At 63.6% G+C, this 24,915-nt stretch carries 22 protein-coding genes; 13 read left to right on the top strand and 9 right to left on the bottom strand.

The window, feature by feature from the left end; all coding sequences use genetic code 11:
- The first annotated feature begins 76 nt into the window (after nucleotides 1-76).
- Nucleotides 77-1,534: a glutamate--tRNA ligase gene (gene gltX / locus QA637_RS14715; RefSeq protein ID WP_283062010.1), complete on the top strand. Its 1,458-nt coding sequence runs from the start codon at nucleotides 77-79 to the stop codon at nucleotides 1,532-1,534.
- A 10-nt stretch (nucleotides 1,535-1,544) separates the two neighbouring features.
- The gene (gene lysS / locus QA637_RS14720) at nucleotides 1,545-3,041 is read left to right on the top strand and encodes a lysine--tRNA ligase (protein ID WP_283062012.1); all 1,497 of its coding nucleotides are present in this window, start codon (nucleotides 1,545-1,547) and stop codon (nucleotides 3,039-3,041) included.
- 78 nt (nucleotides 3,042-3,119) lie between these two features.
- Here the strand turns inward: lysS and QA637_RS14725 are convergent, their stop codons facing one another.
- Nucleotides 3,120-3,764 (bottom strand): hypothetical protein, encoded by a 645-nt coding sequence (locus tag QA637_RS14725; RefSeq protein WP_283062014.1) that lies wholly within the window; start codon nucleotides 3,762-3,764, stop codon nucleotides 3,120-3,122.
- A 347-nt stretch (nucleotides 3,765-4,111) separates the two neighbouring features.
- On the opposite strand from QA637_RS14725, the gene QA637_RS14730 reads away from it, so the two are divergent.
- The 10 genes from QA637_RS14730 (at nucleotide 4,112) to mnhG (ending at nucleotide 16,767) form a co-directional block, all read left to right on the top strand.
- Entirely contained in the window at nucleotides 4,112-5,065 is a 954-nt protein-coding gene (locus QA637_RS14730; protein ID WP_283062016.1) for a nucleoside hydrolase, read from the top strand.
- Between the two features lie 67 nt (nucleotides 5,066-5,132).
- On the top strand, nucleotides 5,133-6,143 hold the full coding sequence (locus QA637_RS14735; RefSeq protein ID WP_283062017.1) for a ligase-associated DNA damage response exonuclease: 1,011 nt from the start codon (nucleotides 5,133-5,135) through the stop codon (nucleotides 6,141-6,143).
- A gap of 5 nt (nucleotides 6,144-6,148) precedes the next feature.
- A complete protein-coding gene (locus tag QA637_RS14740; protein ID WP_283062018.1) occupies nucleotides 6,149-7,768 on the top strand; it encodes a cisplatin damage response ATP-dependent DNA ligase in 1,620 nt (539 codons plus the stop codon).
- 117 nt (nucleotides 7,769-7,885) lie between these two features.
- A complete protein-coding gene (locus tag QA637_RS14745; protein ID WP_283062020.1) occupies nucleotides 7,886-10,555 on the top strand; it encodes a bifunctional diguanylate cyclase/phosphodiesterase in 2,670 nt (889 codons plus the stop codon).
- A gap of 196 nt (nucleotides 10,556-10,751) precedes the next feature.
- Nucleotides 10,752-13,679: a monovalent cation/H+ antiporter subunit A gene (locus QA637_RS14750; protein WP_346283767.1), complete on the top strand. Its 2,928-nt coding sequence runs from the start codon at nucleotides 10,752-10,754 to the stop codon at nucleotides 13,677-13,679.
- A complete protein-coding gene (locus tag QA637_RS14755; RefSeq protein ID WP_153436987.1) occupies nucleotides 13,679-14,026 on the top strand; it encodes a Na+/H+ antiporter subunit C in 348 nt (115 codons plus the stop codon). Before QA637_RS14750 ends, QA637_RS14755 begins: the two co-directional genes overlap by 1 nt.
- Complete coding sequence (locus QA637_RS14760; RefSeq protein ID WP_283062024.1) at nucleotides 14,019-15,635, top strand: monovalent cation/H+ antiporter subunit D; 1,617 nt, start codon at nucleotides 14,019-14,021, stop codon at nucleotides 15,633-15,635. The genes QA637_RS14755 and QA637_RS14760 overlap by 8 nt, the downstream gene beginning before the upstream one ends.
- A 1-nt stretch (nucleotide 15,636) precedes the next feature.
- Complete coding sequence (locus QA637_RS14765) at nucleotides 15,637-16,125, top strand: Na+/H+ antiporter subunit E (protein WP_283062025.1); 489 nt, start codon at nucleotides 15,637-15,639, stop codon at nucleotides 16,123-16,125.
- Nucleotides 16,118-16,399 carry a K+/H+ antiporter subunit F gene (locus QA637_RS14770; protein WP_153436990.1) on the top strand — a complete coding sequence of 94 codons (282 nt, stop codon included), beginning with the start codon at nucleotides 16,118-16,120 and terminating at the stop codon, nucleotides 16,397-16,399. The genes QA637_RS14765 and QA637_RS14770 overlap by 8 nt, the downstream gene beginning before the upstream one ends.
- Nucleotides 16,396-16,767 (top strand): monovalent cation/H(+) antiporter subunit G, encoded by a 372-nt coding sequence (gene mnhG / locus QA637_RS14775; protein ID WP_283062026.1) that lies wholly within the window; start codon nucleotides 16,396-16,398, stop codon nucleotides 16,765-16,767. The genes QA637_RS14770 and mnhG overlap by 4 nt, the downstream gene beginning before the upstream one ends.
- A 64-nt stretch (nucleotides 16,768-16,831) precedes the next feature.
- On the opposite strand, the gene cobM is transcribed toward mnhG, so the two are convergent.
- Complete coding sequence (cobM, locus tag QA637_RS14780; RefSeq protein ID WP_283062028.1) at nucleotides 16,832-17,590, bottom strand: precorrin-4 C(11)-methyltransferase; 759 nt, start codon at nucleotides 17,588-17,590, stop codon at nucleotides 16,832-16,834.
- Between the two features lie 23 nt (nucleotides 17,591-17,613).
- Nucleotides 17,614-18,846: a precorrin-6y C5,15-methyltransferase (decarboxylating) subunit CbiE gene (gene cbiE / locus QA637_RS14785; protein WP_283064977.1), complete on the bottom strand. Its 1,233-nt coding sequence runs from the start codon at nucleotides 18,844-18,846 to the stop codon at nucleotides 17,614-17,616.
- On the opposite strand from cbiE, the gene QA637_RS14790 reads away from it, so the two are divergent.
- Nucleotides 18,824-19,624 carry a cobalt-precorrin-6A reductase gene (locus QA637_RS14790; RefSeq protein WP_283062030.1) on the top strand — a complete coding sequence of 267 codons (801 nt, stop codon included), beginning with the start codon at nucleotides 18,824-18,826 and terminating at the stop codon, nucleotides 19,622-19,624. The two genes, cbiE and QA637_RS14790, sit on opposite strands and share 23 nt — an antisense overlap.
- On the opposite strand, the gene QA637_RS14795 is transcribed toward QA637_RS14790, so the two are convergent.
- From QA637_RS14795 to ung, 6 genes are all read right to left on the bottom strand, one after another.
- Nucleotides 19,588-20,352, bottom strand: a complete 765-nt coding sequence (locus QA637_RS14795; RefSeq protein WP_283062032.1) for a precorrin-3B C(17)-methyltransferase — start codon at nucleotides 20,350-20,352, stop codon at nucleotides 19,588-19,590. The genes QA637_RS14790 and QA637_RS14795 overlap by 37 nt on opposite strands.
- Nucleotides 20,349-21,101 (bottom strand): precorrin-2 C(20)-methyltransferase, encoded by a 753-nt coding sequence (locus QA637_RS14800; protein ID WP_283062034.1) that lies wholly within the window; start codon nucleotides 21,099-21,101, stop codon nucleotides 20,349-20,351. Before QA637_RS14800 ends, QA637_RS14795 begins: the two co-directional genes overlap by 4 nt.
- Nucleotides 21,098-21,730, bottom strand: a complete 633-nt coding sequence (locus QA637_RS14805) for a precorrin-8X methylmutase (RefSeq protein ID WP_153436997.1) — start codon at nucleotides 21,728-21,730, stop codon at nucleotides 21,098-21,100. Before QA637_RS14805 ends, QA637_RS14800 begins: the two co-directional genes overlap by 4 nt.
- A gap of 2 nt (nucleotides 21,731-21,732) precedes the next feature.
- Complete coding sequence (gene cobG / locus QA637_RS14810; protein ID WP_283062035.1) at nucleotides 21,733-23,103, bottom strand: precorrin-3B synthase; 1,371 nt, start codon at nucleotides 23,101-23,103, stop codon at nucleotides 21,733-21,735.
- Nucleotides 23,104-23,235: 132 nt separating this feature from the next.
- Nucleotides 23,236-24,006, bottom strand: a complete 771-nt coding sequence (gene cobF / locus QA637_RS14815) for a precorrin-6A synthase (deacetylating) (RefSeq protein ID WP_283062037.1) — start codon at nucleotides 24,004-24,006, stop codon at nucleotides 23,236-23,238.
- A 116-nt stretch (nucleotides 24,007-24,122) separates the two neighbouring features.
- Nucleotides 24,123-24,830 (bottom strand): uracil-DNA glycosylase, encoded by a 708-nt coding sequence (gene ung, locus QA637_RS14820; protein WP_153437000.1) that lies wholly within the window; start codon nucleotides 24,828-24,830, stop codon nucleotides 24,123-24,125.
- Nucleotides 24,831-24,915: the final 85 nt, after the last annotated feature.

Genomic DNA, 24,915 nt, shown 5'->3' on the forward strand with positions numbered 1-24,915 from the left:
TCCCATAAAATGCGCGGCCATAAGCCGGAAGTGCACTCCGGCAGGGCCCAAGAGCACGTCGAAACGGGCAAAGACCATGGCAGATCCAGCAGTCCGGGTGCGCATTGCACCCTCTCCCACCGGCGAACCGCATGTCGGCACAGCCTATATTGCGCTGTTCAACTATCTCTTCGCAAAGAAGCACGGCGGCGAGTTCATCCTGCGCATCGAGGACACCGACGCGACGCGCTCGACGCCGGAGTTCGAACAGAAGGTGCTCGACGCGCTGAAATGGTGTGGGCTGAAGTGGTCCGAGGGCCCCGATATCGGCGGCCCCTACGGGCCCTATCGCCAGAGCGACCGCAAGGACATCTACAAGCCCTACGTCGAGAAGATCGTCGAGAATGGCCACGGCTTCCGCTGCTTCTGCACGCCCGAGCGGCTGGAGCAGATGCGCGAGGCGCAGCGCGCCGCCGGCAAGCCGCCGAAATATGACGGGCTCTGCCTCAGCCTCTCGGCCGAGGAAGTGACCTCGCGCGTGGCCGCCGGCGAGCCCCATGTCGTGCGCATGAAGATCCCGACCGAAGGCTCGTGCAAGTTCCACGACGGTGTCTATGGCGACGTCGAGATTCCGTGGGATGCGGTCGACATGCAGGTTCTGCTTAAGGCGGACGGCATGCCAACCTATCACATGGCAAACGTCGTCGACGACCATCTGATGAAGATCACCCACGTCGCGCGCGGCGAGGAATGGCTCGCCTCGGTGCCGAAGCACATCCTGATCTATCAGTATCTCGGCCTCGAACCGCCGAAGTTCATGCACCTGTCGCTGATGCGCAATGCCGACAAGTCGAAGCTGTCGAAGCGCAAGAACCCGACATCGATCTCCTACTACACGGCGCTCGGCTACCTGCCGGAAGCGCTGATGAACTTCCTTGGCCTGTTCTTCATCCAGATCGCCGAAGGCGAAGAACTGCTGACGATGGACGAACTGGCGGAAAAGTTCGATCCGGAAAACCTTTCCAAGGCTGGCGCGATCTTCGACATCCAGAAGCTCGACTGGCTGAACGCGCGCTGGATCCGCGAGAAGCTTTCCGAGGAAGATTTTGCCGCACGGGTCGTCGCCTGGGCGGCTGAAAACGACCGCCTCAAGGAGGGCCTGAAGCTCGCCCAGTCGCGTATCTCGAAGCTCGGCGAACTTCCCGACCTCGCGGCCTTCCTGTTCAGGTCGGATCTCGGCCTGCAGCCGGCGGCTTTTGCCGGTGTGAAGGCCTCGCCGGAAGAACTGCTCGAGATCCTCAATACCGTTCAGCCGGATCTTGAAAAGATCCTCGAATGGAACAAGGAATCGATCGAAGCGGAACTGCGCGCGATCGCCGAGCGCATGGGCAAGAAGCTGAAGGCCATCGTCGCGCCGCTCTTCGTCGCCGTGTCAGGCTCGCAGCGCTCGCTGCCGCTGTTCGATTCGATGGAACTGCTTGGCCGCGCCGTCGTGCGCCAGCGTCTGAAGGTCGCGGCCCAGGTGGTCGCATCGATGGCGGGCAGCGGAAAGTAAGGACAGGACCATGAACGAGAAGACAGCAACGGCCAGCCTTTCCTCCGACGCTACGGAAGTGCGCGCACAGAAGCTGAAGCTCCTGCGCGAACAGATCGGCGACGTCTATCCGGCGCATTTCCACCGGACGATGACCAATGCGGAACTCGCGAAGAAATATGATGACCTCGAGCCGGACACCGAAACGCAGGACGTCGTGACCGTCGCCGGCCGCGTCTTTTCCTCGCGCAACTCCGGCATGTTCATGGATATCCATGACGCTTCCGGCAAGATCCAGATTTTCTCGCACAAGGACACGACCCCGGAGGACGCGCGGACGCTGCTGCCGATGATCGACATCGGCGATATCATCGGCGTTACGGGCATCGTCCGCCGGACCAAGCGCGGCGAGCTGACGATCAACGCGAAATCGATCACGATGCTGACCAAGTCGCTTCTGCCTATGCCGGAGAAGTGGCATGGACTCTCCGACATCGAGCTGCGCTACCGCAAGCGCCATCTCGACATCATGACCAATGAGGAGTCGAAGCTCCGATTCCAGCAGCGCAGCCGGATCGTATCCGGAATCCGCCGTTTCATGGAAAATGACGGCTTCATGGAAGTCGAGACGCCGATGCTGCATTCGGTCTATGGCGGCGCCACCGCCGAGCCGTTCAAGACGCATCACAACACGCTGAAGTTAGACATGTTCCTGCGCATCGCGCCGGAACTCTACCTGAAGCGCACGCTGGTCTCGGGGCTGACCGACAAGGTCTTCGAGATCAACCGCAACTTCCGCAACGAAGGCGTCTCCACCCGGCACAATCCGGAATTCACCATGATGGAGTGCTATTGGGCCTATGCCGACTACGAGGACGTGATGGACCTCGTCGAGCGGCTGTTCGCCGAACTGGCGCTCCTGGTCCACGGCAAGACGGAGTTCACCTACGGAGACAAGGAAATCTCCTTCAAGGGTCCGTTCCGCCGCGTGCCCATGCCGGACGCCGTCAAGGAGGTGACCGGCATCGACTTCCTGGCGATGAATACCGACGAGGAAGCGCGGTCCGCCGCGCGCGCGGCCGGCTTCGAGGTCGAAAAGGACTGGACCTGGGGCGAGTGCCTCGCCTTCGTCTTCGAGGAAAAGGTCGAGCCGACGCTGATCCAGCCGGCCCACGTCACCCACTTCCCGAAGGACATCTCGCCCTTCGCCAAGGAAGTGCCGGGTGAGCCGCGCCTTGTCGAGCGTTTCGAGACCTATTGCAACACCTGGGAACTCGGCAATGCCTTTTCGGAGCTCAACGATCCGGAAGAGCAGCGCGCACGCATGGTCGAGCAACTCGAACAGGCACATGCACGCGGCGAGAAGGCAAAGCAGCTCGACGACGAATTCCTCGATGCGATCGACCAGGGCATGCCACCGGCCGGAGGCTTGGGCATCGGCGTCGACCGCCTGATCATGCTTCTGACCAATGCGCCGTCGATACGCGACGTTATCCTGTTCCCGGCCCGACGCCATAAGGCTGATTGAGCCACGCGAACAAACACAGCCAAGCATAAAGCCCGCCTTCATCCGGCGGGCTTTATGCTTTTGTCGCGACGGATTGCCTTAATGGCCGGCGGGCGCCTTGGCGCTCTCGATGGTTTGCTCGGCGGCTTCGTCAGCCTCCGCGCTTTCCGTCGCTGCCGACGGATCGATGCAGAGCGAACGATCCTCCATGGCGCTCATCAGGGCACGCACTTGGTCAAGCTCAAGCCAAACGGTCTTGCCGTGGAACATGCCGGAAGCGTTCGCCGTCCCATCATTGTAGGAAGCGCGGAACGGCTCCTCCATGCCCCTGACGCTCCGGGGACCGGGGGCAAAAAGAACCTCGGCGCCAATCGCCGCGCCGCGCACCGCAGCGCGCTCCTCCGGTCCCGCCGCGTCGAGCACGACAACCTGATAGAGATCGGCCTTCTCCTTCTGCGACAGCGCACCGACCACGCGCAGCGCTGTCCTGATGCGGTCCGGTCCGCTAGCCCTGTCGGTCTTTACATGCATCCTGACCCAGCGTTGTCCCTGATGATCGAGCTTCAGTGTCCGGATTGTCGTGCATTCGAGCCCGGATGGGGGCGGCTCGGCAAGTCGGACCATGAGGCTGTCGCGGCCGACATAGACGGCGGCGCCACCGGAGGCTGCGGATACGCTGAGCGCGGCGGACAGGATGACCACCAGCTTTTTGGAAGGACGAAATCTGCTGAAAATAGCCTTCACCTGCGGCTCCGCTGTCGTCTTCAAAATCGCAAAGAAAAGCCCGCAGGCCGTTGCCACGATAGGTCAACGACCTTTCGGAAAGTTTAAGTCCGTTCAGCGGGATAAGAAGAATGCGTGATCCGGATCACCGGTATTCATCCTGTGTGGCTGCGGAACTCTGGCCGAACTGCCACGATCCTCCCAGGGGGACAGTCATGGCGACTGATCACACGCGGGTCTTGCTCTGGCGCCGGGCTCAATTAAAAGGGATGCCGCAAATTCTTCGTGTGAGGGGCCGGCCGCATCGTGGCGCGTCTGCGGCGTTCTCACCCTCCTGATCCCACTTCCAAAAAAGAAAAGAAGAACACATGCACAAGGTTATTTTCGATACGGACCCCGGCGTCGACGACGCGATGGCGCTTCTCTTCCTGCATCGGCACCCGGACATCGATCTCATTGGCATCACCTCCGTTTTCGGCAATGCCTCGGTTGAGACGACGACGCGCAACGCGCTTTTCCTGAAGCAGGCGTGGAACATCGCAGCGCCGGTCGCCAGGGGGCTTGGCGAAACCTTCAATCACGGTCGCCCCCATGTCGGCTGGCCGACGGGCATTCATGGCGAAGATGGGCTTGGCAACATCGACGTGCCGGAAACGATCGACCTGCCGCTCGACCCCCGTCCGGCGCATCGTTTCATCATCGATACGTTGCGCACCAATCCCGGCGAAGTGACGCTCGTCGCCGTCGGGCGGATGACCAATCTGGCGCTGGCATTGCGCGACGATCCGGAAATCGCCGGGCTGGTCAAGGATGTCGTGATCATGGGCGGCGCTTTCGACGTTCCCGGCAACATCACGCCGGCGGCGGAAGCCAATATCCATGGAGACCCGGAGGCGGCCGACGTGGTGATGACGGCGCCGTGGCCCGTCACCGTCATCGGTCTCGATGTGACCACGCGGACGGTGATGACACGGGCCATGCTGGTCGATATCGCCGAGCGCGGCGGAGCGCCGGCCAGACTCCTGTCCGACATCTCGCAGTTCTACATCACCTTCTACGAGCAGCATGTCGATGACGGCATGATCGTCCATGACAGCTGCGCCTGCGCCTATGTGGTTGCGCCGGAATTGTTCCGCACCCGCAGCGGCTCGGTTCGCGTCGTCTGCGGTGGCATCGCCGATGGCCAGACGATCCAGAGACCGGATGCGCGCCTCTTCCCGCCGAGCCCTTGGGACGGCCTTCCGAGCCAGAAGGTCTGCACCGGCATCGACGCCGAGGGCGTGCTGAAGCTGATCGCCGATACGCTCTCGTTGAGCCACTGAGGCACGGGCGGCGAAAATCTTGTCCGCATAGCTGGCAGACACGCATCTGCCGGCTATCTTTGACTGCATGAGACCGGACAACCTGCTCTATCCCGCCCCCAAGGGCCTCTACTGCGAACGCGGCGAATTCTACATCGACCCAGTAGAACCGGTCGAACGGGCGCTGATCACGCACGGGCATGCCGACCATGCCCGCGCGGGCCATGCCCATGTGCTCGCGACGCGCGAGACGCTGGACATCATGCGCATCCGCTACGGCGATGGCTTTTGCGGTGCGAGCCAGATCGCTCCCCTTGGAGAAACGATCACCGTCAACGGCGTGACCGTCCGTTTTCATCCGGCCGGCCATGTGCTCGGCTCGGCGCAGATCGCCGTCGAGGCGAATGGAACGCGGATCGTCGTCTCCGGCGACTATAAACGGCGGCCGGACCGGACCTGCCGGGCTTTCGAGCCCGTTCCCTGCGACGTTTTCATCACCGAGGCGACCTTCGGCCTCCCGGTCTTTCACCATCCGGATGACGGCGCCGAAATCGCCCGGCTGCTGATGTCGCTAAGGCAGTTTCCGGAGCGCGCCCACATGGTCGGCGCCTATGCACTCGGCAAGGCGCAGAGGGTCATCGCCCTCCTGCGTCAGCAGGGCTATGACGAGCCCATCCATATCCATGGGGCGCTCGCCAGGCTGTGCGAATACTATCAGAACGAGGGCATCGCCCTCGGTGAGATCCGACCTGCGACACTGGCCGGCGAGAGCCGGCGGGATTTCGCTGGCGCCATCGTTATCGGCCCGCCCTCGGCCTTTGCTGATCGCTGGGCGCGGCGCTTCGCCGATCCCCTCGCTGGCTTCGCCTCAGGCTGGATGCTCATCCGCCAGCGTGCCAAGCAACGCGGCGTCGAACTGCCCCTCGTCATATCCGACCACTGCGACTGGGCCGAACTCACGGGAACGATACGCGAGATCGCGCCGGCCGAAGTCTGGGTGACACACGGCCGGGAGGAAGCTCTGGTGCGCTGGTGCGAATTGCAGGGCATTCCGGCGCGTTCCCTCCACCTCGTCGGCTACGACGACGAGGGAGAGTGAGAACCATGAAGGCCTTCGCCGAACTGCTCGACCGGCTGGTTCTGACGCCGCAGCGAAATGCCAAGATCCGTCTGCTTGCGGACTATTTTCGCGAGGCCGGCGACCCGAGCCGCGGTTACGCCCTTGCCGCGATCGCCGGAACGCTGACGCTCAACACTGTCAAGCCCCAACTGATCCGCGACCTCCTGCTCGAGCGCATGGACGAGGTGCTGTTTCGCTATTCCTATGATTATGTTGGCGATCTCGCGGAGACCGTCTCGCTGGTCTGGGAGCCACCTGAGGAGCGCGTTGCAGCCGATATTCCGCTCGGAGAGGTCGTCGAGCGGCTGCAGATGGCGGGCCGGTCCGAGGTGCGATCGCTGGTCCGCGACATGCTCGATCAACTCGACACATCGGGCCGCTTCGCCTTTCTGAAGCTCGTGACCGGAGGCCTCAGGATCGGCGTTTCGGCACGGCTGGCGAAACAGGCGCTGGCGGAAATGGGCGGCAGGGATGTCAGCGAGATAGACACCCTTTGGCACGGATTGACGCCGCCCTATCTGCCGCTTTTTCTCTGGCTCAGCGGCGAAGCGGACATGCCGGTCCTGACAACGCCGGCGGTGTTTCATGCCGTCATGCTCGCCACACCGGTCGGCGAAGGCGACCTCGAAGGGCTGGATCCGGCGGACTTCGCGGCCGAGTGGAAATGGGATGGGATCCGTGTTCAGCTGGCGAATATCGGCGGCGTGCGGCGGCTCTATTCGCGCAGCGGTGACGAGATTTCCGGCGCCTTTCCCGAAATCCTCGACGCGGCCGACTTCACCGGCGTCATCGACGGCGAACTGCTGGTCGGCGGAACGGCACGCGGCAACCAGGCGACCGGCACTTTCGCCGACCTGCAGCAGCGCCTGAACCGCAAGACCGTCAATCGCAAGCTGCTCGAGGATTATCCCGCTTTCATTCGCGGCTATGACATCCTCTTTTCCGGCGAACGGGACATTCGGGCCGAACCGTTCCAGGCGCGCCGCCAGGCCCTCGGCAGGCTGATCGACGCGGCATCTCCCCAGCATTTCGACCTCTCCCCGCTCGTCCCGTTCTCCACCTGGGAGGAGCTCGATCGGCTTCGCTCGAACCCGCCGGACCCGGTCATCGAAGGCGTCATGCTGAAGCGGCTGGACTCTGCCTATGTCGCTGGCCGGGCGAAGGGACCCTGGTTCAAGTGGAAGCGGGAGCCCTTCAACATTGACGCCGTGCTGATGTATGCGCAACGCGGCCACGGCAAACGCTCGAGCTATTATTCCGACTTCACCTTCGGCGTGTGGACGGAGAGCGACGGGCAAACAGTCCTGGTCCCGGTCGGCAAGGCCTATTTCGGCTTCACCGATGCCGAACTCGAAATTCTCGACCGCTTCGTCCGCGACAATACGGTCGAGCGCTTCGGTCCGGTACGTGCGGTCCGCGCCGAGCCCGATTCCGGTTTCGTCGTCGAGGTCGCTTTCGAAGGCCTGAACCGTTCCACCCGGCACAAGTCGGGGGTGGCGATGCGCTTTCCGCGTATTGCCCGCCTCCGCGCGGACAAGCTGCCGCGGGACGCCGACAGGCTCGAAACATTGCAGGCGATGATCGAGATGAAGGGACCGCGCTGACGAGCAACGAGGCGTGGCAAAAGCGCAAGAATCGACTGATCCAAGGCAAGAAATTTTAAGAAGAATTTGTAATCATTCCGCGGTACTTCGCCGTATGCACCGCTCTGGGGTGACCTTGTGACAGATAAACGTGCCGTTAACCTTAGAGAATCCTGGTTCTCTAAGGTTTTGACACCGACCTATCTACCGACGTTCATCGCGACCTTTGTCGTCGTGATCGCGGGATTCCTTGCCGATAACCAGAATCTGGTCATCTCCGAAGCACGCGAGCGCGCGCAGGTGGCGGACGAGCTCAATCCGATACGCTCGCGGATCGAATCCAGCATCAATGGCAATATCCAGCTCGTTCGCGGCCTGATTGGCACGATCGCCACCGAACCCGATATGCGGCAAGAGCGCTTCGGTAAGCTTGCCCGCAGCATCTTCACCGAACGGTCACAGCTTCGCCACGTTGCAGCCGCCCCGGATCTGGTCGTGTCGATGATCTATCCGACAGCCGGCAACGAAGGGGTCATCGGGCTCGACTACCGCAAGAACGAAAGTCAGCGCGCCGCAGTGATGCGCGTCAGGGAAACCGGCCAGATGGTGCTGGCCGGTCCGGTCGACCTCGTCCAGGGCGGCAAGGGACTGATCGGCCGGTTTCCGGTGTCGACCGATTTCGGCGGCGGCAGCAACCGCTTCTGGGGCGTCGTTTCGGCGGTGATCGATATCGACCGCCTTTACCGCGACAGCGGCCTCGTCTCGTCGACACTCGGCATCGACATCGCGATAGCCGGTCGCGACGGCCTGGGGCGCCAGGGAGCGGTCTTCTTCGGAGATCCCGCGGTCTTCAGCCAGGCCCCTGTCGAGATGAGCGTATCCCTCCCCGGAGGTTCTTGGAGCATCGCGGCAATCCCCAAGGGCGGCTGGCCGGCGACGCCCGCCAACGCCTGGCAGATCCGCCTCCTGATCGTGATCGGCGGCTTGATGATCGTCGTGCCCATGCTCTTCACGGGCCGGCTCATGGCCGAACGTCAGAGGAACATTCGCGCGCTGAAGCAAAGCAAGGATCGGCTTCAGGAACTTTCCCATCGGCTGAAGATCGCGCTCGACACTTCGGAGATCGGCATCTGGGAACTCGATATCGAGAGCGGGAAGTTGCTGTGGGACAGCCGGATGAAGGAGCTCTACGGCATCGGGAATTCGATGCGCGAAATTTACGACGACTGGAAGGATACGCTGCACCCGGACGACTTGGCGCGCGCCGAGGAGGAATTTGCCGAAGCGCTTGCCACCGGCGGCGCCTACAATTCCGAGTTCCGCATATGCCTCGCCGACGGCGAGGTCCGTCATATCCGGGCGATCGGCTCTACCTATGCCGGCGCGGACGGGCGCAGGAAGATCGTCGGCGTCAACTGGGACGTGACGGCCGATTTCGAAACGAGGGCCACGCTTTCGGAGGCCAAGCGCCTCGCCGAGGCCCATAGCACCGAACTGGAAGCCGCGCGCCATCGCATGGAGTTCAATGCGCTGCACGACCCGCTCACCGGTCTGCCGAACCGCCGCTTCCTCGATCAGATCCTCGCCGACCGAAGCCAGCATTTCGATGACCGAGCGAAGCTCAGCATCTTTCACATGGATCTCGACCGCTTCAAGCAGATCAACGACACGCTCGGCCATGCTGCCGGCGACGAAATCCTGAGGCATGCGGCTGAACTGTTGCGCCGGAATGCGCGCGAAGGTGACTTCGTCGCCCGCATCGGCGGCGACGAATTCGTAATCATCCGACAGAGCCATGGCCGCGACGAGGACGCCGCGCTTGCGTCACGTGTCGTCGAAGCGATGAGCGTGCCGGTCCGCTACAAGGATCAGGAATGCCGGATCGGCGTCAGCATCGGTATTGCCGCCCAGTCGCTCGCGGGAGACGAGCTTTCTCAGATTCTGGTCAACGCCGACATCGCGCTTTATGAGGCCAAGCGCCGCGGGCGCAACAGGCACGAGACCTTCACGGGCGCACTTAAGACGGCGGTGTTCCAGACGAAGCAGACCGCCGACGAAATTCTTCGCGGTCTCGAGCGCAATGAATTCATCGCCTATTTCCAACCGCAATTCTGCCCAGCCTCCCTCGACGTCATCGGCGTCGAAGCGCTGGTGCGGTGGGACCACCCGACCAAGGGGCTGCTCGGCCCGCACGCCTTCCTCAGGACGGCGGAAGATATCAACGTCGTCGCCTCGATCGACCAGAAGGTCCTGGAACAGGCGCTGTTTCAGATCTGGAGGTGGGAAGCAAACGGAATCCATATCCCGAAGGTCTCGGTCAATCTCTCCTATCCTCGGCTGCGCGACGACAGCCTGATCCAGCGCCTCAAGCAGTTGCGGATACCGGCAGGGCGGCTTTCCTTCGAACTGCTCGAATCGATCTCCTTCGACGAAAACGACGTGACGGTGCTTTCGAATATCGAGCGCATCAAGGAACTGGGCATCGAGATCGAAATCGACGATTTCGGGACCGGCTACGCCTCCATTCTCAGCCTTACGAAACTGACGCCGCGCCGGCTGAAGATCGATCGTCAGCTGATCCTGCCGATCCTGACCTCGCCCGCGCAGCGGCGGCTCGTCGAATCGATCATCGACATCGGCACCTCGCTCGGCATCGAGGTGATCGCCGAGGGCGTCGAGACGCTGGAGCATGCCCGCATCCTCAAGGAGTTGGGCTGCCACGGTCTGCAGGGTTATGCCTTCGCCCGACCGATGAATGCCAACGATCTCGCGACCTTCGTTTTCGAACGCCGTTGGCAGGCCGCGTAGCACCTGAGACAAGTTATCCAACCGTAGCGTTTTTCTTCCTGAACGACTTGGCAGTCGGCCGGAAAAAAGTCATAAAAACACATGCCTTTGCCGCTTCGCGGATTGTCCGGGCATCGTTTGCGGTGGTCGCTTTTGAGCGCCACTTCCGGGACCCCCGGTCCCACTCTCCAGCATACCCAACGAGGGGAACGGAACGATAGAATACGCGGGGAAATTGCTGCCTGTTTTCATTCTCGCGCCTTTTGCGGGAAGCCTCATCGCAATCTTCTTTCCGTCCGATCAACGCGGTGCCACGGCCTGGTTCGCCGGTGCGATCGCCCTTGTCTGCTTTCTGATGACCGCGGGCCTATATCCCTTCGTCGCTTCGGGCGGGGTGCTGCACTATCGGCTCGACTGGATCCCTGAACTCGGGCTCAACTTCACGCTGCGGATGGACGGTTTCGCCTGGCTGTTTTCGGCGCTGATCACGGCGATCGGCGTTCTCGTCGTCCTTTATGCCCGCTATTACATGGCTGCCGAGGACCCGGTCCCGCGCTTCTTCGCGCTGTTCCTCGCCTTCATGGCATCGATGCTCGGCGTCGTGCTTTCCGGCAACCTCATCCTGCTTGCAGTATTCTGGGAATTGACGAGCATCGTCTCCTTCCTGCTCATCGGCTACTGGCACCACAATGCCCACGCCCGCGACGGCGCACGCATAGCGCTGACTATGACCGGCATGGGTGGCCTTTGCATGCTGGTCGGATTGCTGATCATGGGCCGGATCGTCGGGAGCTACGACCTCGATGTCGTGCTCGCCTCGGGCGATACGATCCGCAACCACCCGCTTTACCTGACCGTCCTCGTTCTTCTGCTGCTTGGCGCGCTCACGAAGAGCGCGCAGTTTCCCTTTCATTTCTGGCTGCCGCACGCGATGGCTGCGCCGACGCCGGTCTCGGCCTATCTGCATTCGGCAACCATGGTGAAGGCCGGCGTCTTCCTGCTCGCGCGGCTCTGGCCGGTGATGGCCGGCACAGAGGCCTGGTTCTGGATCGTGGGGCTGGCCGGTCTCACGACCCTCTTGCTCGGCGCCTATTTCGCGATCTTCCAGCAGGATCTGAAGGGGCTCCTCGCCTATTCGACGATCAGTCATCTGGGGCTCATCACCGTGCTCTTGAGCCTCGGCAGCCCGCTCGCGGCCGTCGCCGCGGTCTTCCACATCGTAAACCACGCCACCTTCAAGGCGTCGCTGTTCATGGCGGCCGGCATCATCGACCACGAAACCGGCACGCGCGACATGCGAAGGCTGAGCGGTCTCTTCCACTACATGCCGATCACCGCCACGCTTGCCATGGTGGCGAGCGCGGCAATGGCCGGCGTACCGCTGCTCAACGGCTTTCTTTCCAAGGAGATGTTCTTCGCCGAGGCGATCGAGACGCACCTCATCAACACACTCGATACGGTAACACCCTATGTCGCGACGATCGCGAGCATGTTTGCCGTCACCTATTCCCTCCGCTTCATTCATGGCGTCTTCTACGGTCCCCTGCCGAAGGACCTACCCAAGAAACCGCACGAGCCGCCGCGCTGGATGCGCGCGCCCGTGGACTTCCTCGTGCTTGCCTGCCTCGTCGTCGGCATCATTCCCGCCCAGACGATTGGTCCGTTTCTGCATACGGCCGTCGTTTCGATCCTCGGCGATCGCACGCCGCAGTATAGCCTTGCTGTCTGGCACGGCTTGAACGTCCCGCTGATCATGAGCTTCGTGGCGCTTTCGGGCGGGGTCGGCCTCTATTTCCTGATGCGCTCCTACCTTGCGACCAGCGTCGAGGGGCCGCCTGTCTTCCGCCTGCTCCAGGGCCAGCGCATCTTCGAACGCGTGCTGGTGACGCTTTCATGGAAGTGGGCACGCTCGCTGGAGCAGAGCCTCGGCACGCGTCGCCTGCAGCCGCAGATGGGTTTCGTCGTCGTCCTTGCGCTCGTCGCGGGGGCGTCACCGCTTGTGCTCGGCGGTTTCAAGCTTCCACCCCTGGTCATACACGGCATCGATCCGGCCTTCGCCGTGCTCTGGGTGATCGGCATCGCCTGCGCCGTCGGATCGGCCTATCAGGCGAAGTTTCATCGGTTGGCATCGCTCGTGCTGCTTGGCGGCGCGGGTCTCGTCACCTGCATCACCTTCGTCTGGCTTTCCGCACCCGACCTCGCGGTAACCCAGCTTCTCGTCGAAATCGTCACCACCGTGCTCATCCTGCTCGGATTGCGCTGGCTGCCGAAGCGCATCAAGCAGCCGGAGGATACGGAGGATCTTCCATTCCGCATCCGCCTCAGGCGCCTGCGCGACTTCATTCTCGCGATCCTGGCCGGCGGCGGCATGATGCTCATCGCCTACACGGTCATGACACGGCCGCTGCCCAACACCATCGCCAGCTATTTCCTCGAGCGCGCCTACACGGAAGGCGGCGGCACCAATGTCGTCAACGTCATCCTCGTCGATTTCCGCGGCTTCGACACGCTTGGCGAGATCGCCGTGCTCTGCATCGTCGCCTTGACGGTCTTTGCGCTTCTCTTGCGTTTCCGTCCGCAGGCCGACAGCCTGGAAGCCCCGGAACAGCAGCGGGTGCAGAATGCATTCGATGACGATCATCCGGATCGGGCAGCCGGCGACAGTGTTGCCGAGTATCTCTTCGTGCCCTCCGTCATAATGCGCTGGATGTTCCCCATTACCGGGCTGCTGGCCGCCTATTTCTTCCTGCGCGGACACGATCTGCCGGGCGGCGGCTTTGCCGCCGGCATCGCCATGTCGATCGGCTTCATCCTGCAATATATGTCGGGCGGCACCCGCTGGGTCGAGGAGCGGTTGCGCATCCATCCGCTGCGCTGGATGAGCATCGGCCTTCTGGTGGCAGTCGCGACCGGTGCCGGATCGTGGCTCTTCGGCTACCCGTTCCTGACCTCGCACGCACAATATGCGACCTTGCCGATCGTCGGCAAATTTCCGCTGGCAAGCGCCATCCTCTTCGATCTCGGCGTCTTTTCGCTGGTTCTCGGCGCCACGGTGCTGATCCTCATCGCGCTTGCCCACCAATCCGTCCGCGCGCCGCGCGCCCACATGCGGGCAGCGCGCGCCGAAAAAGAGGGGGTCCGGTAATGGAACTCATCCTCTCCGCAGGGATTGGTGCGCTGACCGCGTCAGGCGTTTACTTGTTGCTGAGGCCGCGAACCTACCAGGTCATCATCGGCCTCTCGCTGCTCTCCTATGCCGTCAATCTCTTCATCTTCGGCATGGGCAAGTTGCGCGTGAACGCGCCGCCGGTGCTTAATCCGGCCGGCGCCGGCGACCTTGCCACCTATACGGATCCCGTCCCGCAGGCGCTGGTGCTCACCGCGATCGTCATCGGCTTTGCGATGACGGCGCTCTTCCTCGTCGTGCTGCTCGCCTCGCGCGGCTTCACCGGAACCGACCACGTCGACGGAAGGGAGCAGCGCCATGACTGATTGGCTGCAGCACCTTCTGATCCTGCCGATCCTGCTGCCGCTCGCCGTCGGTGCGGCCTTGATCCCGATCGACGAGCGCAATCGGATGCTGAAAGGGATGTTCGGATTCGGCTCGACGTTCGTCGTCTTCGTTCTCGCCTTGGTCCTCATGCGCATCGCCGCGAACGCTGGCAATCTACCCGGGACGGGCATTTATCAGCTTGGCAACTGGCCGGCGCCCTTCGGCATCGTTCTCGTGCTCGACCGGTTGTCCGCCCTGATGCTCTGCCTGACGGCAGGTCTGGCCCTTGCCGCCCAGGTCTATTCCATGGCGCGCTGGCACACGGCCGGCCACCATTTCCATTCGCTGTTCCAGCTTCTCATCGCCGGTCTCAACGGTGCCTTTCTGACGGGCGATATCTTCAATCTCTTCGTGTTCTTCGAGATGATGCTGGCGGCATCCTACGGCCTGCTGCTGCACGGCTCCGGCCCCATGCGCGTCAAGGCTGGATTGCACTATATCGCGGTCAATCTTGCCGCCTCGTCGCTGTTCCTGATCGGCGTGAGCCTGATCTATGGCGTCACCGGCACGCTCAACATGGCCGACCTCGCCGCCAAGCTCGCAACACTTACGCCCGAAAACCGGCAGTTCGTCGAAGCCGGTGCCGCGATCCTCGGCATCGCCTTCCTCGTCAAGGCCGGCATGTGGCCGCTGAGCTTCTGGCTGCCGCCGGCCTACGCGGCCGCGACGCCGCCGGTCGCCGCAGTCTTTGCCATTTTGACTAAAGTCGGCATCTACGTCATCGTCCGCCTGCACTTCCTCGTTTTCGGTGCCGCCGCCGGAGCCTCGGCGGGCTTCGGCCAGGACTGGCTCGTTGCAGGCGGCATGCTGACGATTGCTTTCGGCGCAATCGGCGTGCTCGCCTCACAGGCGATGGGCAGGCTCGCCGGCTATTCGGTGCTCGTCTCCTCCGGAACGCTGCTTGCGGCGATCGGCCTCGGCCATGCGGGGATGCTCGCCGGGGCTCTCTTCTACCTCGTCAGCTCGACCCTCACGATCTCCGCCTTCTTCCTGCTCATCGAACTCGTCGAGCGCGGACGCGACGCCGGCGCCGACGTTCTGGCGGTGACGATGGAAGCCTATGGCGACTTCGATGAGGATGAAGAAGAGGAGGAGGTCGGCGTCGCGATACCGGGCACAATGGCCGTTCTCGGCCTCTGCTTCTGCCTGTGTGCCGTGCTTCTTTCCGGCCTGCCGCCCCTGTCGGGCTTCGTCGCCAAGTTCGCGATCCTGCGCGGCCTCTTCGACGTGCCGGGCGCCGATCTGGCGACGGCTATGTCTGCCGCCGATTGGACCTATGTCGTGCTTCTCATCCTGTCGGGGCTTGCCGCCATGATCGCGATGAACCGCATCGGCATCCGCACCTTCTGGGCCTCGATCGAAGGCACTGTGCCGCGGGTCTTCGTCATCGAGATCACGCCCGTTCTCGTTCTGCTTGCCGCCTGTATCTTCCTCAGCCTTCAGGCCGGCCCCGCCATGCGCTACATGCAGGCCACCGCCGACGATCTGCTCAACCCGTTGTTCCAGAGCGAGCGCATTCTTTCCGCGCCAAGGGCGGGAGGGCAATAGAATGCGCACCTGGTTCCCCTATCCGCTGCTGTCGCTCGCCCTGCTCATTATGTGGTTGCTCTTGAACCAGTCGCTGGCGCCTGGGTCGATACTGATCGGACTCGTGCTCGGCATGGCGCTCGGCTGGGTGACGCTCAAGCTGCATCCGGCAAGATCGCGTCTGCACCGCATCGGACGCGCGGCTGGCTTCGCTGTTGAGGTCATCGCCGACATCGTCCGCTCGAACATCGCCGTTGCTTCGATCATCCTGCGTGCCGGCCGCGTGCCCGCAATTGCCGGCTTTCTGACCGTCGACGTCGATCTTGAAGACGAGAACGCTCTCGCGCTCCTGGCCTGCATCATGACGGCGACCCCGGGGACGGCATGGCTCGAATACGACCGCCACCGGAAGACCTTGCTTTTCCATGTGCTGGACTTGCAGAACGAGGAAGTGTGGCTGGGGACCGTCAAGCGTTACGAAGCGGCGTTGAAGGAGATATTCCATGACTGAGCTCGCTATCACCTGGTCGGTCCTGCTTTCCCAGGTCATGCTCGGCCTGGCGATGGCCTGCGCGCTTTATCGCATCGCAAGAGGGCCGCGAGCACAGGACAGGATCCTCGCGCTCGACACGCTCTACATCAACGCGATGCTCATGCTGCTGTCTTTCGGCATCCGCAGTGCGAACACGATCTATTTCGAGACCGCCCTGATCATAGCGCTGATCGGCTTTGTCTCTTCGATCGCCTTTGCGAAATTCCTGATGCGCGGCGAGGTGATCGAATGAGCCATCTGACCGACCTGCCGACTTGGGCCGCCGTCTTCGTCTGCGGCCTGCTGCTTTTCGGCGCGGCGATGGCGCTGATCGGTTCGCTCGGCCTGCTGCGCCTTTCCAATTTCTACGAACGGCTGCACGCCCCGACAATTGCGACCAGCGGCGGCACCATCCTGATCTGCCTGGCGTCGATGCTCTGCTTCGCCGTGCTGCAAAGCCGCTGGATCTTCCACGAACTGCTGATCATCTTCTTCGTCACCGTGACGACGCCGGTGACGCTGGCGCTGCTCGGCCAGGCGGCGCTCTACCGCGACCGCTTCGAAGAACAGGACGGGGTTCCGCGCAAGCACAAGCCGGAAGGCGAGAAGGGCACCGACTGATCGATTTGAATAAGTTGAAGCGGGGTGCGGGCGGAAAACCGCACACGCTTTTCCTCATCCCGCTCTATTCGCGACCGCGAAACCGGCGCTGGTAGGCAGGGTCGTAGAGGGAACTTTCGCGGAAGTCCGCGGCTTCGAGGCCGGGGCCGACGAAGATCAGTGCCGTGCGTTCGATCGGCTCGAGCGCGACCCTGGCGGCGATGTCACCGAGGGTGCCGCGCAGGACCCGTTCGTCCGGCCACGACGCCTTGACGACGATCGCAACCGGGCAATCGGCACCGTAGAGCGGCGTCAACTCCTCGACGACCCGGTCGAGCGCATGGATCGCGAGGTGGATCGCCAGCGTCGAGCCGGTGGCACCAAAAGCGGAGAGCGTCTCGCTGTTCGGCATCGGCGAGGCGCGACCGGAAACGCGGGTCAATACCAGGCTTTGCGCCACGGCCGGAATTGTCAGTTCCCGGCCGAGCGTTGCGGCGGCGGCCGCAAAAGCCGGCACACCGGGCGTCATCGTATAGGCGATGCCATGCTTCTCGAGCCGGCGGATCTGTTCGGCGACCGCGCTCCAAACGGAAAGATCGCCCGAATGCAGTCGAGCCACGTCCTCGCCGGCCTCTGCGGCGCGAACATATTCGGCTTCGATCTCATCGAGCGACATCGGCGCCGTATCGACGATGCGGGCGCCGGGTGGGCAATACTGCAGAAGCTCGGGCGACACGATGGAGCCGGCATAGAGGCAGACCGGGCAGCGGCCGATCAGGTCCCTGCCCCTGACCGTGATCAGGTCTGCCGCACCCGGGCCCGCGCCGATGAAATGAACCGTCATATCCAATCCTCTTAGAAATTCGCTCAGGGCTTGATCCACGACCATTGTGTGACCGGCATCGCCGGCCGCCAGCCGGTCATCGTTCCGACCGGGGAGGCCCGGGCAATATCGATCCGGATCAGCGAGCCGCCGAGCCGCGCATGCTGTGCGATGAGGACGGCTTCCATTTCCGTCGTCACCGCATTTGCCACCAGCCGTCCGCCGGGGCCGAGTGCAGCGATCGCCGCATCCATCACGCCCGGCTCGCTGCCGCCGCCGCCAATGAAGACGACATCCGGCGACGCGAGGCCACGAAGCGCCCCCGGCGCCTCACCCTCGACTATCGCCAGCCCTGGCACGCCGAAGCGCGCCGCATTGCGGCCGATCCGCGCAGCACGCTCGGGCGACGCCTCGATTGCAATGGCGCGCATCGCCGGGTCCACCAGCATCCATTCGATGGCGATGGAGCCGGAACCGGCGCCGATATCCCACAGCAACTCGCCCTTGCGCGGCGCCAGCGCCGAGAGCGTCAAAGCGCGCACTTCGCGCTTGGTGATCTGTCCGTCATGCTCGAACAAGGCATCGTCGAGGCCGGCAGCAAGCGGCAATACCCGCGCTTTGGCATCGGCAACGACTTCAATGGCGCAGACGTTCAGGGAATGCAGGTCTTCGAGAGCGAAGCTCGATGCGATCTGCCGCGAGATACGTTCGCGTTCGCCGCCCAGCGCCTCCAGAACGATAACCTGGGATTGACCAAATCCGCTGTCGCAAAGGAGCCCGGCAAGCGCCTTCGGACCACCCTCGTCCGAGGTCAACGCCAAGACACGAGCGCCCGGCTGCAGGTGCGGCCGGATGAGATCGAGCGGCCGCCCATGCAGTGAAACCGTCGCCACGTCCTGCAATGCCCAGCCGAGCCGTGATGCCGCAAGGCTGAAGGAGGATGGCGCAGGAATGGTGCGCATTTCGCCAGCATCGATCCGGCGAGCAAGCGTGGCACCGACGCCGAACAGGAAAGGATCGCCCGAGGCGAGCACGACGACGGGGCTGCCCCGCCGTGCAACGATCTCCTCGACGGATTTTTCGAAGGGGCTCTGCCAGGCCCGGCGCTCGCCCGTTATCAGGGAGGCCGCAAGCTCGAGATGCCGGCCTCCGCCAAAGACGACCGGCGCGGTCGCAATCAGCCGCTTGGCCTCGTCGCCGAGACCCGCTACACCATCCTCACCGATACCGATGATCACCAACCAGGGGGCGACGATGGCCGAAGCGTTGTTCGACATGTCAGCCATGGACAGACCTCGCATTCTGATCCTCGGCGGCACAACCGAGGCGCGGCAGCTCGCCGAGCATCTTGCGGCCGATTCTGGCTATGATGCGGTCATCTCGCTCGCAGGCCGCACCGCCGACCCGCGCCCGCAACCGCTGCCGACCCGAGTCGGCGGTTTCGGCGGCGCCGAGGGTCTGGCCGCCTTCCTGAAGGCGGAGAACGTTGCGCTGCTGATCGATGCGACGCATCCCTTCGCCGCTCGTATTTCCCACAATGCCGCCGCGGCGGCGGAAGCAACCGGAACGCCAATTTTCGCGCTCCGCCGCCCTGCCTGGGAGCTTGAACGCGGAGATCGCTGGACGCGCGTCGAGAGCGTGGCCGAGGCCGTGTCCGCACTCGGTGGAGCGCCGCGTCGTGTCTTCCTGGCAATCGGCCGGCAGGAGGCATTCCACTTCGAGAAGGCGCCGCACCACAAGTACGTCGTTCGCAGCGTCGACCCGGTGACGCCGCCGCTCGCCCTGCCGGACGTCACCGCCATTCTCGCCTGCGGTCCTTTCGCGGAAGCGGACGAGATCGACCTCTTCAAGGAGCATGGCATCGACATCGTCGTCGCCAAGAACAGCGGCGGCACCGCGACCTATGGCAAAATCGCCGCGGCGCGCAAGCTCGGTATCGAGGTGATCATGGTCGAGCGCCACAAGCCCGCCGACGTGCCATCGGTCGGCGATTGCGATGAGGCGCTCGAACGCATTCATCAGCGGCTTTCCCCGGTAAAGGACCGTGGCGTGTAGACGAGATCGGGCTTGCCGTCGCGCGCAACGATGCGCGTTTCCGGAGAGCCAATGATCACGCAGGTCGCCATGTCGGCGCGGTTGGCATCGGCCTCGCCGAGCGGCATTACCGTGAGGCGCTCATCCGGTCGGCCCGCCGCGCGGCCAAAGATGACCGGCACGTGAGGAGGCAGGACCTGTCGCAAGATGGCGAAAGCCTCTCCGAGCTGCCAGGGCCTCGCCTTGCTGATCGGATTGTAGAGCGCAATCACAAACCCGGCCGTGGCGGCAGATCGCAGCCTTTTCGTGATCACCTCCCAGGGCTTCAGATTGTCGGAAAGCGACATGGCGCAGAAATCATGGCCGAGCGGCGCACCGATACGGGCAGCGACCGCGAGCATCGCGGTCACGCCGGGCGTAATCACGAGATCGACCTTGCGCCATTCCGCCGGCCCCTTGTCGATCGCCTCGCAGACGGCGGCCGCCATAGCGAAGATGCCCGGATCGCCGCCCGAAACGACGCAGACGTCCGCGCCCGCTGCGGCGCGGGCAAGCGCCGCCTGGGCGCGGTCCAGCTCCTCGCGATTGTCGGAGGCGATGCGGTGTTGGTCGGCCCTAAGGTCAAGACGATCGAGATAGGGACCGTAGCCGAAGAACTCGGTCGCAGCGGAAATCGCCTCGCGTGTCTCAGGCGTCATCTGCGCCGGATTGCCAGGCCCGGTGCCGACGATGAAAAGCCTGCCGGTCATCGCCTGTCCTCCCGGGGCCTATCCTCCCAACCGGGGACGAGCACCAGCGAAAAATAGGGCGCCTCGTCGTCCGGCTTCTCGCCAAGCGGGATCATCGCCGAATTCTTCATCGTGCCGCGTTCGACATAGACGGCGGCATCGAGCTTCCCGGCGGCGGCAAGCGCCCGGCGGATCTTTGGCAGGTTGCGGCCAACCTTCATGATCACCGCGGCCTCGGTATCGGCAAGGCGGCGCTGAAGCTCACCCTCGCCCATCGTGCCGGGCAGAACGGACAGGACGTCGTCACCCTGAACGAGCGGCAATCCCGCAAGCGACCAGCAGCCGGACATGGCAGTGATGCCCGGAATGACCTCGGCCGGGAAGCGGCCCGCGAGCCGCACATGCAGGTGCATGTAGGATCCATAGAAGAGCGGATCGCCCTCGCTGAGCACCGCGACCGTGCGCCCGGCCAGAAGATGTGCAGCAACTGCTTCGGCGGACTCGTTATAGAAATCGGTGATCTGGCTCTTGTAGACGCCGTCGTCCTTGTCGATCTCCGTCGTCACCGGATAGTAGAGCGGCAGCTCGACCATGCCCGGCTTCAGCAAGCCCTCGACCACCGCGCGGCCATTGCCGTTGCGTCCCGCCTTGGCGAAATAGGCGACGACATCCGCCTCGCCGAGAGCCCGCACCGCCTTCACCGTCAGAAGCTCGGGATCACCGGGGCCTGTGCCGACACCAATCAATCTGCCCATCTCGACCGCGCTCACAGGCCCGGCCTCGCGAGCGAATTGAGGGCCGCCGCTGTCATGGCGCTGCCGCCAAGACGGCCGCGCACGATCGCGAACGGAACGCCATAGGAATTTTCGGCGAGCGCGTCCTTCGATTCCGCCGCACCGACGAAGCCGACCGGCATGCCGAGGATTGCTGCCGGCTTCGGCGCGCCGTCGCGCAGCATTTCAAGCAGGTAGAAGAGCGCCGTCGGCGCATTGCCGATCGCAACGATGGAGCCGCCCATCCGTTCGCCCCAGAGTTTCAGCGCCGCCGCCGAACGCGTGTTACCGATCTCGGCCGCAAGCGTGACGGTACGCGGATCGCGCAGCGTGCAGATGACGTCGTTGCCGGCCGGCAGCCGCGCCCGCGTCACGCCATGCGCCACCATTTCCGCGTCGCAGAAGATCGGCGCGCCGTTTTTCAGCGCCGTGCGCGCGGCGGAAACGAAGTCCGGCGAAAAGACGAATTGGCGCGCGGCCTCGACCGAGCCGCAGGCATGCACCATGCGCACGGCGAGATCGGCCTCCTCCTCGGAAAAGCCGGAAAGATCGGCCTCCGCCCGGATGATCGCAAAGGAACGCTCATAGATGGCATTGCCATCGCGGATATAGTCGTAGTCCGGCATTTCTATCCCTGTTCAAACGCGGCGGCGATGCGCGCGGCCCCGAGCCGTGTAAGACAGGACCGCGCCGATTCGCCAGCGTCTTTGTTGTCCCGCACCAGCGCACCAAGGTGCGCGAAGGCGGATCCTATTCCATTCGCATCCGTGTAGGCGCTCGGCGCGACGGAAGCAGTACCATTTACGACAAGCGCATATCCTGATGGCGCACCGACAAGCGTCAACTCGGAAGATGACGGCCGCGCGCATCCTTTGGGACAGCCGGAGAGATGCACGGTCAACGAGCCGTCGAGCAGTTCGGATGCTGTCTCGACCATCAACCGTGCGACGGCTTTGGTCTCCATCATTGCGGATGCGCAGGCGCCAGTCCCGGCGCAGGTGGCGATATGGTTGCGCCGATCGTCGGAGGCAATGCGGAAGCCCAGCGACAACGCCAGGCGCTGCACTTTCGCTGCGGCTTCACGATCGAGTCCGAGCACGAAAAACCCGTGCCCCGGTGCCAGCCTTATCTCGGCCGCGCCCAGTTCCTCGGCTTTGCGCAGAAAGGCCGTCAGGCCGGCCGCATCGGCCTGGGCAAAGGCAAGGCCCACGCCAAGGACGGTGGTGCCGTCGGCAAGTGTGTGCAGGCCGGCAACCGGCACGGCCGGCTCCATTACCAGCGTTGATGTCGCCGTCGGACGCGCCCCGCCCACCAATTCGTCCTTGACCACCTCCGCATCGAGGTCACGGCCACGCGCCGCGTCACCCGTGGCGGCGAGCCTGCGGAGAACGGCGAGGAGGCCGGGAACGGCTTCGTGCGGATCGAGCAGGGCTATCGGCCGCGCCGCGCGCGCCGTTCCGCCAAGCGAAAGCAGCCAGGCCACGCCGTCATCCGATTTCACCGCCTTCAAACGAAGGTCGGCAACGATATCGTCGAGATGAAAGCGGCCGCCGCCGTCGACGATGATCGCGAGCTTCGGCGCGAGCTTGAGAGGCGGATTGTGCGCGGCGATCGCTTCACGCAAGGCCAGCGCGAGCGGACGGGGATCGCTGGTCTCGTCCGTATCGACCCCGGCAAGCGGCGGCGTTTCGATCGCAACACCTGCGGCAACCGCAATGCCCGCTTCGCCGATTGCCGACGCCAGGCTGGAGACGCTCGCTGCGGTTAGGCCCCGGACCTGCAGATTGCCCCGCGCGGTCACTTCCAGAATGCCATTGCCGAAGCGCTCGGCGGCGACGGCAAGCGCCCGCAGTTCCGCGGGCGTCAAGCTGCCGGTCGCGGGCCGCAGCCGAACCAGCAATCCGTCGCCGGTCTGCATCGGTTTCGCAAGCGACGGACAGGTGCCCCGCCGCATGGATGCATCGGCCGCGTCTGGTCTGGGCGTGGCACAACTTGTCATCGCTTTGGTCAATCCTCCCGGCAACAGGCAATGGTCCCCGCCACTTTCGATGGACGCTATATCACAGGCGAGCGCTTTGAGAGAGATCAAAGGGCGAGTGATATTGCATCGAGGCTGGCGGCGAACTTGCCTCTACTCGTCGAAATCGGCACCTTTGCGCAGCAGGTAGATATCCATGATCCAGCCGATGCGCTGCCGCGCCTCGGCACGCACCCTGAGGATCTCCTCCTTCACATCCGCAAGACGGCCGGAGATGACGATTTCGTCCGGCGTGCCGAGATAGGCACCCCAGTAGATTTCGGCATCCGGGTCATCGATGTTCTGAAACGCCTGCTCCCCGTCGAGCATGACCACCGCCGTTTCGCTTTTATCCGGAAAACTCTCGGCAAGCCGCCGACCGGTGGTGATCTCGACCGGCTTGCCGACGAGGTTGAGCGGGATGCGGTGGCTGGCGCAGAGCACCTGGAGGCTGGTGATACCGGGAACAACTTCGAAATCGAAAGCCACATGCCCTCGCGCCTTGACACGCTCCACGATGCGGATCGTGCTGTCGTAAAGCATCGGATCGCCCCAGACCAGGAAGGCTCCGGTCTGCCCTTCGCCGAGTTCCCCGATCAGCAGTGCCTCATAGATCGCAGCAATGCTTTCGTGCCAATCGTCGACGCTGCCGCTATAGCTCCGCCCCTCGGTCTGGCGTACCGGCACGGCAAACTCGACCGTGCGGCTGTCGCTTCTCGTCACATAGCGCGCGCAGATCTCACGGCGAACCTCGGCAAGCTCGGTCTTCTTCGCTCCCTTGGTCGGGATGAAGAGCACGTCAGCCTTGTTGAGGGCGTTGATGGCCTGAATGGTCACGTGTTCGGGATTGCCCGCGCCGATGCCGATAATCAGGATATGCCGCATGTTCTTCCGCCTCGCGCTGCGCCTTGTCGGGCAGTCTTTGGCCGATCGGAGGCAATGGCGCAAGGTTTGTGAGCGACAGGCGTCGGCGGGACCGCGTCAAGACTGGATCAGTCAACTCAGGGACCGTCGGCAATCTCCGGCTTCTCCGGCAACCGCCAGTCAATTGGATCGAACCCCTTGGAAACGAGAAAATCGTTCGCCTTCGAGAAATGCCGGCAGCCGAGAAAGCCCGAATGAGCCGACAGCGGTGAAGGGTGCGCCGCCTTCAGCACGAGATGCCGCGATTGATCGACAAAGGCTGCCTTTCTTTGCGCGTAGGAGCCCCACAGCATGAAGACGACGGGGTGCTGCTGCTCGTTGACCACCCGGATGACGGCGTCGGTGAAGCGCTCCCAGCCTTTGCCCTGATGCGATGCCGCACGGCCTCGCTCGACCGTCAAAACAGCGTTCAGGAGCAGAACGCCCTGGCGCGCCCAGCTTTCGAGGAAGCCATGGCGCGCCGGCGGGATGCCGAGGTCGTCCTGAAGCTCCTTGTAGATGTTGACGAGCGACGGCGGTATGCGCACGCCGGGGCGCACACTGAAGCAAAGCCCGTGCGCCTGGCCATCGCCGTGATAGGGATCCTGCCCGAGGATAACGACGCGCACCTTATCGAGCGGGGTCAGGTCGAGTGCCCGGAAATATTCGCTGCCCTTGGGAAAGATCTGCCGGCCCTGCCCTTTCTCGTCCAGCAGGAACCGTTTGAGATCGGCCATATAGGTGTGACGGAATTCCGGCGCCAGCGCGGTCTTCCAGGTCTCTTCCAGCCTGATCGTCGCATCCATGGGCATGTCCCTCGCTTATCTCTCGCTCGGGAATTTAGCCCCGCGAACGCCCATCGCAAGCACTGCCGCGATGTTCGCCGCCTCG

The organism is Sinorhizobium terangae, from assembly GCF_029714365.1.
Taxonomy (GTDB): domain Bacteria; phylum Pseudomonadota; class Alphaproteobacteria; order Rhizobiales; family Rhizobiaceae; genus Sinorhizobium; species Sinorhizobium terangae.